This is a genomic window from Paenibacillus wuxiensis, assembly GCF_040195695.1.
GTDB classification, from domain to species: domain Bacteria; phylum Bacillota; class Bacilli; order Paenibacillales; family Paenibacillaceae; genus Paenibacillus_B; species Paenibacillus_B suaedae.
The window spans coordinates 660,305-683,113 of sequence record NZ_JBEFZI010000001.1; the positions used below are offsets into that span (position 1 = coordinate 660,305).

Here is a 22,809-nt window from a genome sequence, read left to right on the forward strand (position 1 = left end):
CCCCTACTGTTGCGTCCCATATGTATCGTTATCCCTTCGGGGAAATGAAAAATGAAACATTTTTGGTTCTATCACGTTGATACTTATGTGGACTTCTCTGAGCATACAATTCAGATGTATCACTAATTTCGTATAAAAGGTATGAAGGAAAGGAGTTGATTCCTTGAAAGCAACGATATGGGCATGGGGGATCCTCTTGGGATTAAGTTTGCCGTCTCTCGCAGGTGCAGCAGGTACATACTCTGCCGAAAAGGTGTACATCGATCAGCAGAGCGGAGCGGTCTATTATAATGTTGAGCGAATTGATCTGGAGGCGCGTGAGGAGCGTGTCGTCGTTCAAATGGCTGATGGGCAATGGAAGAAATGGGATCCGAGCATTCGGAGCATGCGAGTAGAAAAGGGTCAGCAGCATCCTCTGCTCAAGACCAATTATGCAGATAATATTGAAGGCGGGATGCAGTATACGTATGATCCTGAGGATCAGGAAGTTGTGAAGGGTAAAGTGTTTCGTTCCTCGCCAGACCGCAAATGGGGAATCCATGAGCGGCTATATTTTGAACCGACTACAGAAGGGTACATGACCACGGTTCATAGCTATATACTGCGCAACAATCAAACAGGGCATACGAAGGAATGGCTTCGAACTAGCTATTCGACAGGGGCTGTATGGCTCTCAGACAATCGCATCATATACAGCCGGTTGGATGGAGAGAAATCGAATCAAGAGGAGATTGTGATCTTCGACCCTGCAACAAGTCAATTGGAACGAATCGTATTCGGCAATCTTAGAGGCGTTGATCCTGAGAAGGGATACGTGGTATATACATTGAATAAGCCGGATCGTCCTCTATATGTGTTGGACTTGAAGAAGCGGATATCCAAGCCGTTGAAGGATTGGGCTGCTGCGGAGGCATATTTGCCGAAGATGGACAATGCCAAGGATGCTACCGCAGATTTGCCAACGGACTTCGATCTGGATGCATTGCCCGAGGAAAAAATAACGATGAAGATCCAGCGAGATTACGAGGTTAAGGTTGATAAGGCATCGATTCGCGTGCCGATCGTATTTGAAGAAAAAGGGTATATTCGTATCCCTGTTAAACCGCTCGCGGATGCATGCGGCTGGCAGCTTATCAAGCTAGAGAAGCTGAAAAAGCAGAATGGCGCTCATCGATTTAAGCTTGTGAATGGCAGCCGAACCATGGAGCTGAATGCGGAGAATAGTGTGTTGGAGGAAGGAACACTCTATGTTACACCTGATCAGATTAAGCAGCTTGGATACAAGTCAGTTCATGTGACTTACAATCCAGAACGCTAATCCATACTCATAACGATAAGGTATTGGTTTCGATAGGGCATGCATCTGCATGCCCTATTTTTATTCGTCCATAATAGGCGCTGCAACCGATCCACAAAACCATCATGCTGTGTTCCAATGCTATCTTACGGTGGTATATGTGATGGTCGTAAACATGCCTCCTGCTGGATTGGTTAATGATTCAATCCGTCTCCTTCGGAAGGTGATGTGCTAGTTCTTGATTCGTATCTTGTAAGTGGACAATAAGTCGATAAGTATGGACTATAATCAAAACCATAAACCTGTACAGCAGGTATAATAGTTGCAACATCTTGAAAACGCTTCCTTCGCGATGGAGTTCGCAATTCAATCATTTCACGTAACGAAAGGAGTCGAATTGATGATCAAGATGAAGAAATGGGCCAGCTTCATTGTTGCTGCCGTCATGCTTCTGTCCACCTTTCACACAGCCTTTGCCGAGGATAATGAGCTCAAGGAGCCAGATGGAATGAGGAATGTAGCGAGCGGAATATCTTATTCTTATTCTCAGCCCCCTCATGAAAATTACCCAGATGATGGAACGAAGTTGACAGATGGCAAATATGGAGATGTCAATGACTTCATGGATGGGAACTGGACGGGATTATTGAAAGGGAAAACAAGAGAAATCACATTTGACTTAGGAGAGAGCAAGTCGATCGGCCGAATTAAATCACACTTTCTCTATAACAACAGCGTAGGCATTTATACACCGACCATAGTGTCTTACTATGCATCCGAGGATGGCCAGAATTGGGCTCCAGTGAAGTACATGAATTCTCCAGCCCCGCTATGGTCTGATATTCCGACAGCTGGCTATGAATATGTATGGGATGCTGCAACTGATCGAGTTCCTCATCCTTCCAGTCAAGCGAAGAAGATCTATGCGCGCTATGTGAAGATCGCTGTCACTACACAAATATGGGTGTTCATGGATGAGGTAGAGATCTGGGGTGTTGAAGGCAAGACGTCTGATGCGTATGCTCTTCGTCCAGTAACACCATCGTATTTGAAGCCGGGTAATGATACAGCAGGAATCCGCGATCTGTGGCTTATGTACAATGGAATGTACGATAACAATCGAGGCAATTGGACGAAGGAGAAGCTCATGCCGTATGTCAGCTACGTCGATAGTAATGGTCAGCCGACAGACTGGATGTATGACGGCACGCTCGTGCTAGGCCTTCGTACGCCGGATTTTCAGCGGGATTTTGGTTATTCAGCAAATCTTGAAGACTGGAAATGGTATTTGGATAAGACGTTTAAGCCGGGCGGGGATCTGAGCGCATTGAATGACACGGTTAAAGAAGTGGGAGAGAAGCTGAATGATCCAAACCATAAGATGAAGGTTGTTATCATGATCCCGAATCCGGGTGAGGGGATATCCAACTTCGGAGATATCGACGGAGATGGCATTTCTGAGAGCTTCGTACCGAGTGAGGTAGGGGAAGAGCAGTCCTATGCGAATCGGCAGAAGGCTGTTGACTGGTATTTGGAACAAGTCAGAACAAAATGGATGAAAGGCCGCTATGACAGCTTGGAGATCTCTGGCATGTACTGGCTGGACGAAGGGGTGTCAAACGGGAAGACATCCGATGAAAAGTTGATTAAGCATATTGGAGAGATTGTGCATAAGCGCGGACAGAAGCTGTTCTGGATTCCATACTTCGGTGCGAATAAGAATTATGCGGCTCGTGCTCTGGGATTCGATGCAGCAGCACTTCAACCGAACCACTTCTGGGACGGCAGCAATCCAGAACGAATTGAGGACGCAGCTTATTTGGCGAAGCATCATGGTCTTGGTGTTGAGTTAGAGACAGACGAAGCAATGTTCGAGAATGAAGCCTCACGCGGCAATTATATTGATTACTTGAACGGTGGGGTCGATTATGGGTACATGACGGAAGCGTTCAAGGCCTATTACCAAGGGGTTGATTCCTTGCTCACCAGTTCACGCAGCAGTGACCCTCGGATTCGTGAGCTATATGATTGGATGTATCAATTTGTAAAGGGAACGTATCAGAAGCAGCCTCGATAAGCCTCGATAAACGATGAATGGGGAGCGCAGCGAAGCACGGAATAGACATAAGTCATCAAGAATGGGTGATCAACCCATGCTTACTCGATACACGATTTTATTGAAAAATCGACGAGAGGGGTTTTTATTGATGATTAAGTTGAAGAGAGTCGTGAGCTTCGTCGCAGCTACTATCATGCTGCTGTCCACCTTCCAAGCTGCATTAGCGGTAGATATTGAACCTACAGTGGCCGCCGATGGGATGAGGAATTTGGCAAGCGGGATTTCGTATTCCTTCACCCATCAGCCACCTGATGAAAATTACCCAGACGATGGAACGAAGCTGACAGATGGAAAGTATGGAGATGCCAATGATTTTATGGACCCGAACTGGACCGCATTGTTAAAAGGAAAGACGCGTGAAATCATATTTGATTTGGGCGAAAGCAAATCGATTGGGAAGATTAAGTCTCACTTTCTCTACAATCATGAAGTAGGCATCTATACACCAGAAATTGTCTCCTATTATGCCTCAGAAGACGGGATGAATTGGGCCCCTGTGAAATACATGAATTCTCCGGTACCGCTCTGGACCAATATTCCGACTGCAGCCTATGATTATGTGTGGGACGCAGCGGTAGATCGAGTTCCCCATCCATCCAGTCAAGCGAAGAAAATCTATGCCCGGTATGTGAAAATTGCCGTTACGACAGAGATTTGGGTGTTCATGGACGAAGTGGAGATATGGGGTGTAGATGGAAAAACAGCGGATGCATATGCGCTTCGCCCAGTCACACCTTCTTATTTGAAGCCGGGAAATGATACGGCAGGCATTCACGATCTGTGGCTCATGTACAACAGTATGTATAGTAACGATCGCGGCAATTGGACAAAGGAGAAGCTCATCCCGTACGTCAGTTATGTTGACAACAACGGAGAGCCGCAGGACTGGATGTATGATGGAACGCTTTTATTAGGCATTCGTACGGCGGATTACCAGCGGGATTTTGGGATTAACGCAGTACTTGATGACTGGAAATGGTATCTGGACAAAATGTTCAAGCCGGGCGGGGATTTGAGCGAGTTAAATGCTGCTGTGACAGAAGCAGGGAATAAGCTGAATGATTCGCATCATAAGATGAAAGTCGTCATTATGATTCCGAATCCTGGTGAGACGATTTCCAATTTTGGAGATGTCGATGGGGACGGGATCTCTGAGAACTTTGTGCCTACTGATGTTGGCGCGGAACAATCCTTTACGAATCGGAAAAAGGCTGTTGATTGGTATTTGGATCAAGTAAGAACAAAATGGATGAAAGGCCGATACGACCGTTTGGAATTGGTTGGAATGTATTGGATGGCCGAATCGATGGGAAGAGACAATTCATCGGACGAGAAGTTGGTCAAATATGCTGGAGATATCGTGCATAAGAGAGGACAGAAGCTGTTCTGGGTTCCGAATTTTGGTGGCAACAGGAACTATGCAGCACGTGCGATAGGGTTCGACGCGACAGCGCTGCAGCCGAACCATTATTGGGGTGGAACTAACCCAGATCGGATTGAAGATGCGGCGTACTTAGCGAAGCATCACGGTCTAGGTATTGAGATGGAGATGGATGAGGATGCATTCACGAATGATGCATCACGCGGCTATTACATTGATTATTTGAATGGAGGGGTCGACTTTGGCTATATGAACGAAGCATTCATGGCTTATTACCAAGGTGTAGATGCCCTGCTCGACAGTTCTCGCAGCAGTGATCCGCGGATTCGTGAGCTTTATGATTGGATGTACCAATTTGTGAAGGGAACATATCAGAAGCAGCCTCGATAATTGGTTCGGCTTAAAGAAGATGGCTACGGTGCACTCCGGGTCATCTTCTTTTTATTCTATTGAGCAATACTCTGGTCATCCATCGATGTTTTTAGGCGTGTGTACATGCAGAAATAACTTAATGATTCCGTAAGAATCAAGTTAGAAATATGAGAGATTTGAAAAATAAAATAGAAAACATAGCAGACAACAAAATGTCAAGACGAGATAAGGTGGAAGCAAATGAAACCGAAAATGAGGTATGTAGGGATGTCTATCGTGCTTGGAGCATCAATGCTAACTGGAGGGTGTGGGGAGATGAAGGAAAATAAACAGGTGGAACCTACCGTAGCCGCTCAACCTGTCAAGTTGAGTGTCGTCGAATCTATTCAATCACAGGCAAAGGCGCTGAAGACGATCGATCCTATGCAGCCATTCGATGATATGATGCCGCTCAAAGACTTGATTGGGAACGCCGATTATGTGGGATTGGGAGAAGCATCACACGGAAGCTCTGAAATATTTACGATGAAGTTTCGTCTCGTCAAGTTTTTAGTTACCGAGATGGGCTTTACGAATTTCGGAATCGAAGAGGATTGGGGCAATGGCTTAAAGCTGAATGAATATATCCACACGGGAAAGGGCAATCCAAGAGAATTTTTGAAGCTGCTGTACCCGGCCGATGAGATTGTTGCGATGGTTGAATGGATGAAGGACTATAATGCTGACCAGGCACACGAGAAGAAAATCCAATTTATCGGACTCGACTTGAAGACTCTGGAGAAAGATGTCTTTACTAAAGTGGTTGATTATGTGAAACTGCATCATCCTGAAATCCTATCTGAAGTTGAGGAGAGCTATAAGGAGTTATCGGCTGCGGCTGTAGGCTTGCAGGAATATATGAAACTGACACCTGAGAAGAAGAAGAAATTCAACGCGAATGCAGCCAAAGTCGTAAAATTGCTCGAAAATAAGACGGTACAGATGAACAATGGGATTGCTGCATCCGAGCTAGTCTGGGTGAAGGGAACGGCTAAGGTGATCGAGAATTACACGGCAATGATGATTCCTAGCGATTATGCACGGATTGTAACGCTGCACGATCAATACTTAGCCGATCATGCAGAATGGGCCAAGCAAGCATTAGGCGGTAAAACGATGGTGTGGGGACATAATATCCACGTAGCAAAAGGCGTAATTGATAGGGAAATGTACCCGAAAGTAGCGGGTCAGTTTTTGGAAGAGCGCTTTGGAGATAAATATGTGGCTATTGGGACTACCACCACCAAGGGGAAATTCACTGCATTCAGCGAAGGCAAGCTCGCGACGGATACGATTCAGCAGAACGTGAACAGCTCCAACTATAAGTTAGGTGAAGTTTCCTATGAGATGTTCATGCTGGATGTTCGCAATCTTAAGGAACAGGCCAAGGAATGGGCACAAGGAGAGCAGCCGTTCTTTGACGGCATCGCTCAAATCATCCCTGATCGGCCGCAGTATTTTAATGCTTCCCTGTCGGAACAGTTCGATATCCTTATCCACATCCGTGAAACGAGTCCGTCTCAGTTTAATGAGAAAAAATGATGAAGCCGAATGATGAAGCCGAATGATGAGATAACAGAACTACAAGTGTTAATACAGATGTTCAAAATAAAGGGGCTGCCGCATGGCAGCTCTTTTGCATGACTTCTCAGAGAATAGGATATTTATTAGTTGAATAGTTTATCCAGTTTGATATGATATGATAGGTTAAATTATCCAAAAATGAGAGGTCGATTCATGAAGGGAGTGGGTACGAAGAGAATTGTAAGCGTTTTGCTATCAATTTTATGTGAACGCTTTATTTCAAAGATTAAAGGAGAGTGAATTTGTGAAAGTAAAGAAAAGCATAAGCCTGCTGACTGCTTCCTTCATGCTTGCTTCTGTGATCATGACATCGTTTTTCTCAACAATAGTGTCTGCAGATTATTTGCCCAAAAACAGTGAAAAATCCAATGGCGCTTCGAATATTGTGATTATGAACACCGGATATGATAACCGAGAGAATACGAATGGCACGAAGAGCGGGGAGTACGGGAAGGATCATTTTCTCCCTTACGTAGGATACTTGAATCAAGATGGAGTTGCAGAGGATGCGTTCTTCGATACATTCCTCCTGCTCACGAAGACATCCCCCTACAAGGGCAGTCTCACTCGCTATTACCCATGGGCGGCAGGAAGCAAGCCGGGAACTTGGCAGGATTGGAAATGGTCAATAGATCGCTTGTTCAAGAAGGGGTTGCAGCTCGATGGCTTGGATTCCGCAGTTGAACAGGTAGGCAAGGATTTGCATGAACCAAATAAAAAGGTAAACGTGTATGTTACATTGCCTTTCCCAGACCCACAGAGCAAGGACTTTGGGGATTTCAATGGCGATGGCACAGTGAAAAATCTAGAAAACTTGAACACGCGCAAAGAGTTAATCCGCTGGTACATCGACACGTTAACCGCTCGTTTCGAGCAACAGCAGTATAAGCATTTGAAGCTGAGCGGCTTCTATTGGCTCCAAGAGGATCTCGATACAACTGTACCTGGGGAGCAGGAAAGTGCGGATTTCGCATCCCAGTATTTACAGCAGCGCGGCATGCGTCTAGGCTGGCTTCCTTGGTATGGTGCAGGGGAGAAGGCGAATGGGAACTGGCTAGGCTTTGACTTCTCAGCCCTTCAGCCGAACCATTATGGCGACGACAGCACCACAATTGAGCGGGTGGAAGAGATAGCGGACTTGGCTTATGCCAATGAAGCGGGAGTCAAAGTAGAGCTTGATCAGCGTATTGTGGACGCTCCGCGGTATCGTCAAGCATTTTACAACTATTTAATTACAGGTGTGAAGAAGCAGTTTATGAATCAGTCTCTTCTTGCGTATTATCAAGACGTGTACGCAATCTATGATCTCTATCATTCTGAGGTACCGGCGGCGAAGCAGATGTATACGGATCTATACAGGTTTGCCACGGGCAAGTTTATTCCTCCGCAAGGGAATTTTGCAGGCAGAGTAGTTGATCGTCAAGGCAACGGTATCGCAGGAGCAACGTTAACGGATAAGGCAGGGAATGCTGTCACCACTAATACAGATGGTCAGTTCGCGATGAACGGTCTGTATGCAACAGAGAATTCCTTTGTCGTAGAGAAACAAGGATTACCCAGCAAATCTATTGGCATCAACATCCATGATAAGCAGACGATTTATCGCGATATTATGCTAGAGAATTCTGGTGAGCCGACAGTAACAGAATCTCGTTCGCTCGTAGATTTTGAAAGCGATATTAAATCTGGAACGAATAACGGTGACCATGTCAAGCGGACAACGGTTACAGATGCTACATACGTGCTGCAAGGCGAGAAGTCGCTGAAGATCGATTTCAAGGCTTATCCAAATAGCTGGATCGCGGCGTATATCGACTCCGATTATGACGGGTTCGAGAAGGAGCATCCGGAGGAATCCTATCCAGCCTATGATCTGAAAGATTGGAGCGGGTATGACGCTGTTAGCTATGCGGTGTACAATGCTTCGTCCAAGCCACAAGAGATCCGTGAGGTATTTATGTATGAATATGATTGGGGCAAGACCTATGCCAGCAACATCATGTTCCCGCCTGGTCAATGGACCATTATTACGAAGTCGATTCAGGAGCTGAAGCAGGCAGGAATCAATACAGAAAATATCATTCGCTTTGCCCTTATGCGCAACAGGCAATCGGAGGACGCCACGTTCTACCTTGATGATCTAAAGCTATTAAAATATGAAGCGAACCGTACTGCTCCGGAATATCGGATCATGCTTCCTTCTAAGCTGGCAACTATGGATGTCGGTACGTTGTGGTCACCAGTCGTGATCGACAAAAACGATGCACAACAAAAGAAAGTGAATGCAGTCTTCGCGAGCTCGGACTCAAGCATTGTTGAAGTGACCTCAGATGGTAAGCTGCATGCTATCAAGCCTGGAACTGTCGTGATTCGCGCACAAGTAGGTCCGGTAGAAGTGGAGTCTGTCGTGATTGAGGTTGCTCCTTGGGCCTATAATCAGATAATGGGGAATGAAACACCACTATCTATCAACCATGGCTTCCAAAATCCAGTACTTCACGATCCATTGCAGGGTGGAACGCAATATGTCATGAAAAACGGCAGCAACTTGAAGATTGCTCACAAGTACAATGACGGCAATGATATGTGGATTGTGTTCGATCATGCTGGTGCGAATAAGCTCTACGGGATGAAAGAATGGAGGCTTAGTCCGAATGTAGACAAGGATGCCGATCCCGACTTGACGCGCCCATCGACTATGTTGTGGCCTGATATATCGGACTGGATTGGCCCTTATATCGTTGGTGCCAATGATAATGGCAACGGCAAAGGTCAGGATTTCACGGGTGGCAATCATAATTATGATGGCGGCGAGAACAGTTCTACGACAGGAAGAACCGTTAAATATAATGTGTGGGTGGACGGGAAGCAGCTTCAAGATGGGACAGCAATCGCCGGGACCAAGGTGAAAATTGAGGTTGTGAATCGGATTCAGGGCTTCAATACGAAGGAGCAGGACGGACGTGGTCGTGAAATCTTGCAGGAGACGGTTACGTATGAAATCGAAGGCGGCAAAGTACAAGTTCATACGGAAATTATACCTCTGGAAGAGATTACGTTATATCGTTATTATGGATTGCAGTCCGTCAACGGAGCATGGAATCAAGAAGTACGCTACTATGCAGGGGAGACGGAAGTAGGCAGAAGCGGCTCGGGCGTGTATAGTGATTCGGGAACGAAAGCCCAGCATCCAGACGTAGATAAGTATTGGCTGAGTTCAGGAGTACAGGATGGGAGCCAGCATCAGCTGCTCGTGACGCTGAATCGCAATTACGGACTTGGTAAATTGCAATATCTGGCTGATGATCAACCGATTGTCTTTACTCAGGAGTATGGGAAATCCTACTTCCTTCAAGTCTTTAACAAATCAGTTGTACTGGATCAGGGAGAGAAGGTCGGCTGGCAGGGAACCTATCAATTCTTTTCTACTCCAGCACAGGAAAGAACGATTAGACTGCTGAGCCAGTATGCCAATGGATATGCTGTACCTACGGAAGATGCTATCTATCATTGGGAAGTCATCGGTGATGCAGTAGAGAAAATCAGTGAATCCAGTAACAGCGTGACGATGAAAGGAGTAAAAACTGGAACTGCAGCGGTTAACGTTACGATGACTTACAATGGCAAGTCAGAAACCTTCCGATCTACGGTACAAGTCGGGGACAGCGGAATCGTAGATACAACTGAACTTCAACGGCTGTATGAGGAAGTGTCCTTGCTGCTTCAGCATACGGGCAGCGAATTCATTCAGGCCAAATGGCAATTGGGAGAAAGGACAATTGAAGTCATGAGACGGCTGAAGTCTGAGGGATACACGCGAGCGAATGTAGATGAAGCTGTTCGGAAAGTGAAGGATGAGATCGCCATTTTTAAGAAGAGCACACAAAGATAGAAAGGTTCTGCTCCTTCTTATATCGATGTCTTGAAGCAACTGGTAACAGGGAAAATAGGATGAGGGCGTCCCAATTCATTGGGACGTTTTTTTATGGTGCAGAAGTAGAATCTAGCACTAAGGCTCACTAGTAAACATATCCTTGTGATCCATAATAACCATATTCATTCGATAGGATCTGTATTATAATAGGTCGGTATGTAAAAATGTAAATATTGCTACTACAGATAGGTTGCCTATTAGTACTGCTGCATTATTCGGGGCGAGTTCGTATAGTATTTATACTGCCCTTATTCCTATCTCCTATAGATATGAGGTATTCGGGATTCTTATATTGAATTTTGGAATAACAATTACGAGTGGCAATAGCAGCCGGTGTCCTATTCTTCTGCTCTCTGGGACAAGGAAAGTAGTTCCTTCATCATTGGAAGGCAGTCTAATCGATGATCGAGAGTCCGAGTATTACATCGAACCTAGTTCTCATGAGCGACTCGATTATGGCGTTTGTCACGAATTTAGCTTACCCATTCCCGTGGTACAATCATCTCGGCGGCCTGGTTCATTCATAGTCTGCGAGGACAGGCTCGCCGTGTGCATACTGGCATTGTAGCGGCGTGTGCAGTCCATCACCCTATTGAGCAATATAAGGGACTTGTGAAGGCGCTGGATACCGTTAAGCAAACATATGATGCGCAGATTCAATCGGCTTCTATGCACGACCAGACATCGTCACCACGACACAACATCATTGCAAAGGATTGAACGATAATGAGCAATATCTCACTGGCCAGAGTGGAACGCAAGCGTGTTCAACTTCCGCAAGGCGCGCTGCTGACTCTGCTTCTGGTGGTCAAATTAACGCTGCTTCGCCACTTCGTCTATGATTCGATTACCGTATCAGGCTTGCTTACTGATATCGTTTCCGTACTTGTTCTTGTCAGTCTCTTCGAGATGGTGCTGCCTCGATTCGGCAAAGGTACGTTATATTGGATCTTTCAGGTTATTTTCTCTATTTTGATGTTTGCTGCAACACTGTACCATATTCACTTTAATACAGTACCAACCTTTACTGCATTTTATGAAATGGGACAGGTTCCACAAATACGCGGCAGTATCGGGCAGCTTGTGAAGTTCTCACACTTTTTGTACTTTGCAGATATCGTGGTGGCTGGAATATTTGTTGCGATTCGTTGGTTGATCCGCAGGACGTATTCGCAGCAGCAAGCTTGGATGGATTCATCCCCGCCACAACGTTATGCAGGTTGGATATGGAGGACTGCCGCGGCCCTGATTTTGATCGGCTGCATGAGCTATTCCTGGTTCGTAATAGACAAGGCAGAATCGATCAGCAATGAGACGGTGAAGTCAGAGAAGATTGGCTATCTCAACTATCAAGCTGCAACAGCGCTGAAAATCATACGTGAGAACGAGATCATCGCGAATGGGAATTTGGATGAGACGAAAGTGAAAATCCAAGAGCTTCAAGCGGCAGATCCTTATCGTAAGGAAAACCCTCCGTCTGGACAGCCGGAGGGTTTTGGATTGGCCCGCGGTGCCAACGTGATTGTGGTTCAACTGGAAGCCTTTCAGAACTTCCCGATTCAAGCCAAGCTGGAAGGACAGGAGATTACACCAGTACTGAATAAGCTCGTGAAGGAGAGCTATTACTTCCCGAATATTTATCAGCAAATCGGCCAAGGAAATACTTCGGATGCAGAGTTTCTGTCCAATACGTCCATATATCCGACGGGAACGGTAGCGATGTCCACGGGCTTTGGGAAGAGAGAGCTTCCGAGTATGCCTCGTCTTCTTCATGACTTGAAATATCAATCGGCAACGTTTCACGTCAATGATGTGACATTCTGGAACCGGCATTTGCTCTATCCTGGACTAGCATTTGACCATTACTATGACAAGCCGTACTACACGAACGATTTCTTCAATGATTTTGGTGCTTCTGATGAAGAATTGTATAGAGTCGGTGCGGAGCAAATTCGGGAGATGACGAAGCGAAATCAGCCATTCTACGCTCAATTCGTGACGACATCCAGTCATGCGCCATTTGTTGTGCCGGACAAGCTGCGGAAGTTGACGCTTCCTGCCGATATGGAGGGCTCGTACCTAGGGAACTATTTGACGGCAATCAATTATACCGATTATGCACTGGGACAGTTTATCGAGGAGTTGAAGAAGCAGGGGATATGGGATAAAACAATGCTTGTCGTGTATGGCGATCACTTTGGCGTGAATCCGAAGGAAGCAAGCGACAAGGAAATAACCGATCGACTCGGTGTTCCCTATTCGAATGAAGTAAGCCGCTTCAATATTCCGTTGATCATTCATGTACCGAAGCAAGCTGAGTCTAAGATAATCGAAAGAACGGGCGGTCAAATCGACATTATGCCGACAGCTGCCAACCTGCTTGGTATATCCCTGCAAGAAAAGCAATTCCTTGCACTTGGACACGATATGTTGAATACAGACCATAATGTAGTCGGAATGCGCTACTATCTGCCAACAGGCTCCTTCTTCAACAATGAAGTGATGTTCGTACCTGGTGAAGGATTCGATGATGGCACAGCGATATCGCTTAAGACATTGCAGCCCGTGCCTATGAAGGAAGCGTACCGCAAGGACTATGACTATATTCTCTCTCTCATGAAGCTGTCGGATGAATACGTTCAGCTATTGCCGAAGCGATAAGGGGAGTTATATTTCTACCTTCAAGGAACGAAAATGTTGGTAAAAAGTCACTCGTCTATGATTCTCGCCATGTTATAATAAGTTGGTAGATTATGCCGAATTATGGCGATATATGATGGAGGGGTAAACGTGAGAAAGAGAATATGGACGTGGCTGCTGGTTGTGTCATTGCTTCTAACGGGAATTGGGAGCAGTATACAGCCAGCTTATGCTGCCGCAGCTTCTTCAACCGTAGGAACAATGAAGCTGTATGATTATTCACTGCTGGAATGGAACGGGAAGCGCGAGTTCCTAGGCAGGCACTATGTAGAGACATCTACGGATGGACTGTATCTCGGCTTGAAGCCATTTACAGACATCTTCGGGTTCCAAGCGGATTGGAACAAAACATCGAAGACATTGACATTGAAAAATCAAGAGCATACCTTCGTAATCACAGCTAACAGCAAGCAGGGGAAGGTGGACGGAGCTGCACTGCCGCTGCCTGAAGCTGTTCTGTTCGAGAAAGGTGGCGTTGCGGTACCTTTGTCTTACGGTGCATTGCTGAATAATGTGAAGCTGGAGCTCGTGAATCAGTTGGACAAGGTACATGTTGCGGCGATTCCAAATGAAGATGCATATAGTAACGCGTATGACAAAGTTAGCGGTCCATATCATCAAATGTATAGTACATACGAAAAGGCGCTAGCTGCATATGAGTTGGCATTGAACGATAAGCTTTACTATGTTCAAGGTTACATTGATCAACGAACACCGCTGTACGTGATAGGTTCGAGCACCGCAGAAGGCAATCATACGCTAGCAAACTCATCCACAGCGGGCATGATCATACAGAATCCAGACAAGAGTGGATACTCTCAGAATGGTTATGCGGGCTATCATTATTATCTCCGAACAGAAAAGAAAAAGAATATTTTCGGAGAGACGATTGATGTGTACGTATTTGGTGCTCCAACGGCTGCTATGCAAAAAAATATCACCGCGAAGAAAAATGCGTATACAAAGGCCGATGCCAATCTGCGCAAATCAAATAAGCAGTTCGATTCCGTGGTGAATAATTGGATCAATGCGGTGAAAAAGCATTACAAGGGTGCTGGTAAGCCAAATGATCCGAACACACTAGCAGCTATTGCCATCCACTTGAAGGCATTATATATGGACACTGGTGCTTATGCCTTCGATGATGAGGCGAAATCCGTTCTAGCTGTTCTGAAGAACTCGAGCGAAAGTACACATTGGGGTGTTCGCAACGTGTTCGATGAAGGAGATTTCCGTGAACGATTCCAATATTTCTTGAAGAAAGATGTAAATGTAGCACTGAGTATCGCACACACTCCTGAACAATATAAAGCTGCTGCAGAGATTTTATATACGAAGAAGAACTATAGTGCGGCAAAACTTGCGGCTGATGAAGCGCAAGCACTTGGAGCGAATATGAAGCAAATGTTAGCTGAACTGAACAAGTTGGCTGCGGAAGATAAAGAACAAGAACAATTCAAGGCATGGCAGCAATCTTATGTTGCCCTGATGAAGAAGTTCGAAGCGGAGCTTGCGAAGTACAATCCAGAGAAGAACGGGGAAGAGGGAGCAAGCGCACCGCAGGCAAATAAGGAAGAGATTGATGCTCAGTTCCTGAAGCCGTTAGCTAAGCTGAAGACGGAGCTAGCAGCTCTAAAGTCGGTAGAGAAAAATCATGAAGAGGCAAGCTTAACGTCCTTCGAAGGGGCAATCCGTTATCTAACGATGAATCCGACAGATTATGTCGCGGCGGCAGCCTTACTCGATGCAGCGATTAACTTTTTAGAAACAAAGGGCATGAAATAAGAAAATAAGAAACCCCTATAAATTCTCCCTATAAATTGCTGCAGTCTTATCGTAATCGTAAGGTTTCGAGGGGACTGCAGCTTTTGTATATATGACTATATAGTGTTGTGATTTAATTCACATACTATCACTCAATTCCATGATATAGTGTAACCATAAAGAACAGGGAGTGATAAAGATGAGAACATTCAAAACATTTGACACAACGGATCAAGTAACTCGTAACTTCCTTCAACTTTGCTATATGTGTGACGATAATGACAGATGCACGACTGAAGAAGAGTGCAGACAATGCTGGGCAGACCAGGGTCTTGCAGCTAAGCCGGAAGTCGAAGAAACACGTGAACTGCTGAATGCTTATTACGCATAACAAGAAATAACTTTCGTTTCAAATACTTTGTGAAAATAATAACTTAACATGGTTAGTTTTGCCTCCACCTTATATAATAGAAAGAGCGCCGCATACTTGATAGGCAGTATGCGGCGCTCTTTCGCTGTTTCTGGTGTATTAGGCTGTTCTCTTAGACAGTGTTGGTGCTGGCTTAGGCTTTGCTGGTGCAATATTGCGGTTCGCCAAGCTCGTTGCAATCATCCCGGCGATAATGACGAACATCCCAACGAGCGACCAGCCTTGCGGGAATGTACCGTTCAGAAGCAGTACCTCACCAAGCACGGTGAAGATCAGAATGCCAGCCTGTGTGGACTCAACTCCAGCAAGCAGTGCTGTATTATGCTTCGCCATGTCTGTTGCCAAGAAGAAGAGCAGACTTGCGATTACGCCAGAACTGATGGCAAGCAGGAATGCTTGTCCGAACTGAGAGGCGGATGGCAAACCTACAGACATAGTTCCGTATATGCCAAGCAGGATAGCTATAGGCATACTGCCAAGTGCCATGCCGAGTGTGCGCTGGAAGGAATCCAGCTTGTTGCCGCAGAGCGCCATCATTTTACGGTTGCCAAGCGGATAGAAAGTAGCTCCGATAATAACAGGTATGAAGCCCAGAAGTAATTCCGATAAGGTAACATTGCTTGCTTCAGACACTTGCATGAGTACTACACCGATAAGTATAATGACGGAAATGCGCATACTCTTGAACGGAATGGACTGGCGTACTCTTACCGGGCCATTCGGTGTCTGGCGTGTCTCGAAGAACAGTGGCGACAAGCACGCGCCAATTAATATCGTAATTTGCCATGTTCCCGATGTGAGCCAAGACGGTGCATAGACTGCTGCAAAGCTGAGCAGCGAATAGAACGCGACTCCACACAGGGAACCCCATGTTAGCCACTGCAAGGGATGCTTACGCATTTCACGGAAGAGAGGCGTAAGGTTTTTGCGAAATGCGACAATCGCAAGCAGTATGGGAATCGCAAGTAGAAAGCGCAGCGATGCGGTCCAAGCCCAGCTTGTTCCGGACAGGTTCATCGCGCGGTTAATAATGAATGTGGATGAAAAAAACATGGATGCTAAAATGCCAACAAATATGGCTCTCATGATGCTCACCTTACCTCTACTTGAAAATCATTTTCAATTGTGTATCCAGTAAAGTATAATATACTATATTATTTTTAAAGTAAAGTATAATGTAACAAATATTTGCATAATGATTGTAAACTTTTCGTTCGAATTGGGGGAAACATTCGATGAATGAGCACGAAACGAAGCAATTGATGCAATCGGTAGGCGCGAATTTGCGGAAGCTGAGGAAAGATAAGCAGCTAAGTCTTGAGGAATTGTCCGCTCTGTCAGGGGTTAGCAAGCTTACCCTTGGCAACATTGAGCGTGGAGATACGAACCCAACAATCGGGATGATGTGGAAAATATCGCGGCATTTGTCCGTTCCTCTGATGACGCTGCTCATGCCGGATAAGTCAGTGCGCATCTCTCGATCAGGTCATGGCCCTACCTATGAGAGTGAATCCGGCCAATGGATATTGGAGCCTGTTTTTACGGATCTGCGCGAGAAGATGGAGATGCTGCGTGCACGGCTAAAGCCCAATTGCGTCTACGAACCAGAGCCAAATCACCCATGGACAGTGGAAATTGCTACGGTGATGTCGGGTACGGTGCAATTGACCATTGGAGAAGATACGTATACGCTGCACCAATTTGACTCCATTCAATTTTCCGCTACCGAAACGCATATGTATGCCAATGTAGGCGATGAGGAAGCGGTCGTGCAATTTACGGTGTTCTACTCGTAACGGGATGTGAGGGATATACAATTGTTGAAGGAAGAAGCGGGTGAGGACAGATGAGCATACGCAAACGCCGCATGCTTGAGGTGTATTATGATAGTTGGTGTCCGCTTTGTACGGGAATACGCTCACGATTGGAACGATGGGATTGGCTGCATGTGCTGCGATTTTACTCGATACGCGATCAGCATGTGATGGAACGGATTCCAGTGTCCATGGACAATCTGGTGGACAGCATGCATGCGCGGGAATCAAGCAGCGGACGCATTCTTTCCGGTATCGAGGCGGTGCATGCACTCTGTATGAGGGTGCCGATATTAATGCCGATTAGTCCGTTCATATGGCTCAGCATGAAGCTGGGAATTGGCGGGAAACTATATCGATACATCGCTTCAAGACGTACGATTGTTCCTGCTGGCCAATGCAACTCTAATGGCTGCGAGCTTCCAGTGCGGAGGAATACGCAAGGCGATGATTCCGATACGCATTCAAGCAGAACATAACGTCCTTACGCATTGGCATAGGGCGTATTTCTGTTTTTTTTGCAATGCCACCATTGCTCGTATCGACCATTCAGGTATGAGGATGCGCAAGCAATGATTGAGAGAAGGTGATAGAACGTGACGAAGCTGCGTCATCAAGGTACAACAGGAAAAGTGACAAGGTCACGACGTGTGAGTGGTTGGTTTATCTTTTTTCTTCTAACGGATCTGCTCGTTTTCGGCGGCTTTGCTATCATGTACAGTGAGTCTAACGCCTGGGAAAAGGAATTACAGAATGCGGTCCCTGTTAAAACGGTGACTCCAGAAATGACAGGCATCGTAGCGATAACAGGTACGCTTACCTCTCGAAATCCTGCCCTGGATGAACATTTGGCTTCATCTTATGCGCTGCTCGTGAAAGAGGATCGAAGGTGGTCATGCAACTCTCGCAAGTGCAGTTATGTGACAACAATGACGACTACAGTGGGTGATGTGAACGGATTGTCGGTGAACGGGATCCCACTTCAGCCGTCCGTATTCCGCCTGACCAATCTTACTGTGCCGCTGCACGAGGTGACGCTCCGCAATCCGAACGAAGAGGTCGAGAACAACCGAGTACTGGTAGTGGCGCCGAATGAGTCGGCACTGAGCTATGCCGGCGTTCCAAATGGTGAGGAGGTTACCATACTCGGGCAGGCAGAAGAAGGACAGCTGAAGCCAATGTCATTTCCAAATGGCACGGATTCCGTCTTGTATGGAGGCTTGCCGCCCTATGCGCCGAAGGACAAGCCGGAAACGATCGAAAGAGGATATGTCGTAGGTTCGTCGCTGGATGCTATCATAGCCCATGAGAAAAATATGCAGAATGACGTCATTTGGACCGTGCTCATCGTTGGCTTACTGCTGGTGCCTGTAACGCTGCTGCTGGCCCCATGGCCGAAGAAACAGCGAGGTTCAAGGAGCCTGAAGCGATAATATTTCTCGTAAATGGATCTATAAATACGATTGCAATATTGTTGGGCGAAGCCAGAGCTTCGCCTCTTTTCGTTGCGCAAAAGAAATGCTGGTCAGATTCATTTACCAGAAACGCGATCCGTCCCAGCGGTAATGGCTAAGCATGTCTTCATCGATGGCTGTCCCGATGCCGGGGCCGTTCGGAATATCGACGGTTCCATGATGAATGTGAAGCGGAACCAAGGCCGTAAATGGATTGTCCATTACGTCCCACTCTATCGGTTCAACCGCTTCGTCGGCGTCCATTTTGCTCCAGGCAGGCAAGCAAGCGTGAGCGAATAGCGCGTAGCAGCGGGCTAAAGCGCCATCGAAGGTATGCGGGGATACGCGAATGGTCGCTGTGCGTGCGAGCTTTAGTACGTCGCGATAGGCATCGATACCGCCAAGATGAAGCGGATCGGGCTGAACAATATCCAGCGCTTGCTGAACGATGGCTTGATGGAATAGCGAGGGAGTCGTGGCATTTTCACCGCCTGCAACCGGAATGTTCAGTCGAAGTCGACAATGCGCGAATTGATCCCATGCGTTCAAGGGCAATGGCTCTTCGAACCAGAGCCAATTTTCGTATTGAATGACCAAGGAGTTCCAGCTGCTGGCCGTGGCAGCATCATAGCTTCCATTGGCGTCCAATGCAATTCGTACACGCTGCCCGTACTGTTCTTGGACGGCGCGGACATGGCGAATATCATCAGTGAGTGATTTCCCGCCCACTTTTATTTTCACGTTAATAAACCCCTCTTGAACCGCCTGCTCCATATCCTTTAGCGATTGGGCTACCCAATCCGATGCATCTGAATACGATTGAAGCGATGCGTACAAGGGGAGCGAACGTCTAACCGTGCCACCCCAAAGCTCGCAAATTGATAATTTCGCGCTGTGCGCAACGATTTCCGTCAGCGCCATGCTGACCGCAGCTGCGGGTCTATCATGCTTCTGCTTGGATAATGCAGTGATAATGGCATTTCGTTCCCGGGCATCCTTGCCAAGTAGGAATGGAATGACGGCGTGTTCAAACTCAGCTTCCAGAGCAGGCAGCCATCCCGAACATTCACCCCATCCAGTAAGTCCGGATTTCGTCGTAATTTTGATCAGGTAAGCGGAACGGAACTTCTTCAAGCCATTGGCATCTCCGTAGGGACGGGGGATTCGATATAACAACGGGTACGTGTCGATCTTGTGAATGAGCAAGAGCAACCTCCTAATAGAAATGATGACTTATGTTTTAAGTATGGGATATGTTGGAACACTTTTATAAGCGGCTATCGCAAAAGAAAAAAATTATGATTCGTACGAAAGAGGGAACGCGATGGGATGGGAAGGTTGGCCAATCGAGCGGATGCTCATTTTATTCGTCAGTTTAGCCTTTTGTTTAATCGGCATACAAGTGACGATGTCTCATTATCGGCAAAATTTTCACCATAAAGCGATGTGGGTGCCCGTGCTGGCAGCTCCGTTGTTTTTTGTGTTCGGGTTGATTCTCGTCTGCTTTCACGTGGCATGGCTGCGTGTTTTTTTCCAAATCCTTATGTGGGTTGGAGCTTTGGCGGGACTGGTCGGTTTTTATTTTCATGTTCGTGGTGTAGGAAAGCGGGTCGGGGGTTATCAATCACATAACTTTCTAATTGGGCCTCCTGTCATCATGCCGCTCATGATTACCGCGATGAGCCTGCTTGGGATTATAGCGCTGTATTGGCGAGCGTAATGGTTGAAGATGACTGTACTGGAGTGAGATTGATGGTGAGAAGAACTCGGTATCCTTCATTCAATGTACTGGATGAACGCGAGGCATGGGATACCCATACCCAAGCCATCGTGACGAGCAGAATAAGTAAGTCGCAGTCCTGCACCGTGTTAGATGGTGAGGAATATAAGCTGCTGCTACAGGTATGTTCCGCGCTCGTCGATGACGAGAGAGAGGAAGTAATTCAATATGTGCTCGCCCACGTAGACCAGACATTAAAGGATACGACGACGGGAGAAGGGGAACGCAGAACGGGCGTGCCGGAGCGCAAAATGCTTATTCTTGAAGGGATTCAGCATTTAGACAAGTTCCTGTTGCAAGTTACGGGGAAAAAAGCGAGCAAATGTGAAGCACAGCAGCTTACCGAGGTGCTTCGGCAAATTAGCGATGGACGAGCGGATTATTCGAAATGGCCCAGCAATCTTCAACGCGAATGGTTCGTGAAGATGCTTAATCTGACTGTCGAGGCGTATTGCTCGCATCCTATCGTGTGGTCTGAGATGGGGTATGCCGGCCCTGCATACCCGCGCGGCTATGTTCGCGGCGATATCGGACAGCTTGATCCATGGGAGGCGAAGGAAGAAGCATGATACTGCGTAAATTTGCTGATGAGGCGGACGTTGTAATCGTTGGCGCCGGTGCCGCCGGCGGCGTGCTTGCTAAGGAATTGAGCGAGGCCGGGTTCCGTGTCGTTGTACTGGAGGCCGGGCCGTTTCGCGATCCGCAGCAGGACTTTGCAAGCGACGAGCTCACCATGAAAAACTTGGGCTGGCAGGACACCCGCATAGTAGACGGAAAAGACCCGCTGACGATGGGTCATAACAACTCCGGTCGCGGTGTAGGCGGAGGAACGGTGCATTTTACGGCCGTGTTTCTTCGATTCCATGAATCTGACTTCCGTACCAAGACTCTGGATGGCGTTGGAGAAGACTGGCCCATACGTTATGAGGATCTTGAGCCGTATTACTCGCGTATTGAGAAAGAGATTGCGGTATCCGGTCCGAAGCATTTCCCTTGGGGCAGCTACCATGGGCCTTATCCGTATCCAGAACGGGATCCGCTGAGTCCGAATGCTTATTTATTCATGAAGGGCTGCGAGAATTTGGGGATTCGTTCGTCTGTTCCGCCGCTAGCCATCATATCCGCGCCGTTCGACGGCCGTCCGCCATGCATCAACAGGGGCTTCTGCAACCAAGGATGCATGCCGAATTCGAAATTCAGCACGTTAATTGTGCATATTCCGAAGGCTATCGCTGCAGGAGCGGAGGTGCTAGCCGATTGCATGGTAACCCAAGTGATAACGGGAAGCGATGGCAAGGTAACGGGCGTAGCGTTCGTGCATGAAGGCGTGACTTATTCGCAGAAGGCAAAAGTAGTCATCTTGTCCGCTTTCGCGGTAGAGACGCCGAGACTGCTGCTTCACTCCGCGAATAACCGCTATCCGGATGGACTTGCCAATAGCAGTGGTTGGGTTGGCAAAGCGATAATGCCGCACAGTAGTGAAGATGTATATGCCAAGTTCGATCGCGATATACGGTTGTACAAGGGAACTCCGGTACTGGCAACGACGCAAGACTTCTACGAGACGGACAAAAGCAGGGGATTCGCGCGCGGCTACACTCTTCATGCTCATGGCGCCAGACCTGTCGGGTTCGCTCAAGGCCTGAGCAAGTCGAGGACAGGCCCGATCTGGGGAAGCCGGCTTAAGGAAGAGCTGCTGGACTATAATTACTACGGAAGAATAACGATGGTAGGAGAGGTGCTGCCGAACCCGGACAATCGGGTAACGCTTGCCGGTGAGAAGGATGAGAACGGAGTGCCGCGGGCCAAGGTAACGTTCAGCTATGGAGAGAATGACCGGAAGCTAATCGAGCATGCCGTTGGTAAAATGAGCGCTATTCTGGAAGCGGAAGGCGGCGATGTTAAGTATGTCGTGCCGGATACCGCTCATCTCATGGGAGGCTGTCGAATGGGCACGAATTCGCAGACTTCTGTCGTCAATTCGTATGGGCAATGCCATGATATTCCCAATTTGTTCGTCTGCGATGCCAGCATGTTCGTGACATCCGGCGGAGCTAACCCGACGAATACCGTAATGTCACTGGCTCTGCGAACCGCCGATTACATCAAGGAACAAGCGAGGAAGCTGGAGCTGTAATAAG

16 protein-coding genes are annotated in these 22,809 nt (G+C 47.1%); 14 read left to right on the plus strand and 2 right to left on the minus strand.

Translation table 11 applies throughout. The annotated features are described in order from the left end of the window. The first annotated feature begins 163 nt into the window (after nucleotides 1-163). The 8 genes from ABN764_RS03005 (at nucleotide 164) to ABN764_RS03040 (ending at nucleotide 15,581) form a co-directional block, all read left to right on the plus strand. Nucleotides 164-1,318, plus strand: coding sequence for a hypothetical protein (locus ABN764_RS03005; protein ID WP_174811340.1), 1,155 nt, complete (start codon nucleotides 164-166; stop codon nucleotides 1,316-1,318). A gap of 301 nt (nucleotides 1,319-1,619) precedes the next feature. Then, nucleotides 1,620-3,374: a DUF4855 domain-containing protein gene (locus ABN764_RS03010; RefSeq protein WP_446670849.1), complete on the plus strand. Its 1,755-nt coding sequence runs from the start codon at nucleotides 1,620-1,622 to the stop codon at nucleotides 3,372-3,374. 130 nt (nucleotides 3,375-3,504) lie between these two features. After that, nucleotides 3,505-5,187 (plus strand): DUF4855 domain-containing protein, encoded by a 1,683-nt coding sequence (locus ABN764_RS03015; protein WP_446670850.1) that lies wholly within the window; start codon nucleotides 3,505-3,507, stop codon nucleotides 5,185-5,187. 249 nt (nucleotides 5,188-5,436) lie between these two features. Continuing rightward, entirely contained in the window at nucleotides 5,437-6,750 is a 1,314-nt protein-coding gene (locus tag ABN764_RS03020) for an erythromycin esterase family protein (protein WP_446670901.1), read from the plus strand. Between the two features lie 286 nt (nucleotides 6,751-7,036). Further along, a complete protein-coding gene (locus tag ABN764_RS03025) occupies nucleotides 7,037-10,684 on the plus strand; it encodes a DUF4855 domain-containing protein (RefSeq protein WP_446670851.1) in 3,648 nt (1,215 codons plus the stop codon). A gap of 768 nt (nucleotides 10,685-11,452) precedes the next feature. Beyond that, nucleotides 11,453-13,387, plus strand: a complete 1,935-nt coding sequence (locus ABN764_RS03030) for an LTA synthase family protein (RefSeq protein WP_446670852.1) — start codon at nucleotides 11,453-11,455, stop codon at nucleotides 13,385-13,387. A gap of 129 nt (nucleotides 13,388-13,516) precedes the next feature. Then, entirely contained in the window at nucleotides 13,517-15,211 is a 1,695-nt protein-coding gene (locus ABN764_RS03035; protein ID WP_446670853.1) for a stalk domain-containing protein, read from the plus strand. Nucleotides 15,212-15,389: 178 nt separating this feature from the next. Next, nucleotides 15,390-15,581, plus strand: coding sequence for a hypothetical protein (locus ABN764_RS03040; RefSeq protein WP_021261459.1), 192 nt, complete (start codon nucleotides 15,390-15,392; stop codon nucleotides 15,579-15,581). A gap of 138 nt (nucleotides 15,582-15,719) precedes the next feature. Here the strand turns inward: ABN764_RS03040 and ABN764_RS03045 are convergent, their stop codons facing one another. After that, on the minus strand, nucleotides 15,720-16,706 hold the full coding sequence (locus ABN764_RS03045; protein WP_446670854.1) for a DMT family transporter: 987 nt from the start codon (nucleotides 16,704-16,706) through the stop codon (nucleotides 15,720-15,722). Between the two features lie 149 nt (nucleotides 16,707-16,855). Between ABN764_RS03045 and ABN764_RS03050 the strand changes: the two genes are divergently transcribed. From ABN764_RS03050 to ABN764_RS03060, 3 genes are all read left to right on the plus strand, one after another. Further along, nucleotides 16,856-17,416: a helix-turn-helix domain-containing protein gene (locus ABN764_RS03050; protein ID WP_021253831.1), complete on the plus strand. Its 561-nt coding sequence runs from the start codon at nucleotides 16,856-16,858 to the stop codon at nucleotides 17,414-17,416. A 50-nt stretch (nucleotides 17,417-17,466) separates the two neighbouring features. Beyond that, a complete protein-coding gene (locus ABN764_RS03055; protein WP_072728462.1) occupies nucleotides 17,467-17,913 on the plus strand; it encodes a thiol-disulfide oxidoreductase DCC family protein in 447 nt (148 codons plus the stop codon). Nucleotides 17,914-18,030: 117 nt separating this feature from the next. After that, entirely contained in the window at nucleotides 18,031-18,867 is an 837-nt protein-coding gene (locus tag ABN764_RS03060; protein WP_446670855.1) for a hypothetical protein, read from the plus strand. A 102-nt stretch (nucleotides 18,868-18,969) separates the two neighbouring features. Here the strand turns inward: ABN764_RS03060 and ABN764_RS03065 are convergent, their stop codons facing one another. Continuing rightward, the gene (locus ABN764_RS03065; RefSeq protein ID WP_446670856.1) at nucleotides 18,970-20,094 is read right to left on the minus strand and encodes a mandelate racemase/muconate lactonizing enzyme family protein; all 1,125 of its coding nucleotides are present in this window, start codon (nucleotides 20,092-20,094) and stop codon (nucleotides 18,970-18,972) included. Nucleotides 20,095-20,212: 118 nt separating this feature from the next. On the opposite strand from ABN764_RS03065, the gene ABN764_RS03070 reads away from it, so the two are divergent. The 3 genes from ABN764_RS03070 to ABN764_RS03080 are packed head-to-tail and all read left to right on the plus strand — an operon-like array spanning nucleotide 20,213 to nucleotide 22,805. Beyond that, nucleotides 20,213-20,608: a hypothetical protein gene (locus ABN764_RS03070; RefSeq protein ID WP_044355921.1), complete on the plus strand. Its 396-nt coding sequence runs from the start codon at nucleotides 20,213-20,215 to the stop codon at nucleotides 20,606-20,608. A 32-nt stretch (nucleotides 20,609-20,640) separates the two neighbouring features. Next, nucleotides 20,641-21,237: a gluconate 2-dehydrogenase subunit 3 family protein gene (locus tag ABN764_RS03075; RefSeq protein ID WP_072728465.1), complete on the plus strand. Its 597-nt coding sequence runs from the start codon at nucleotides 20,641-20,643 to the stop codon at nucleotides 21,235-21,237. Further along, nucleotides 21,234-22,805, plus strand: coding sequence for a GMC family oxidoreductase (locus ABN764_RS03080; protein WP_174808657.1), 1,572 nt, complete (start codon nucleotides 21,234-21,236; stop codon nucleotides 22,803-22,805). Before ABN764_RS03075 ends, ABN764_RS03080 begins: the two co-directional genes overlap by 4 nt. The last annotated feature ends 4 nt before the right edge of the window (nucleotides 22,806-22,809 follow it).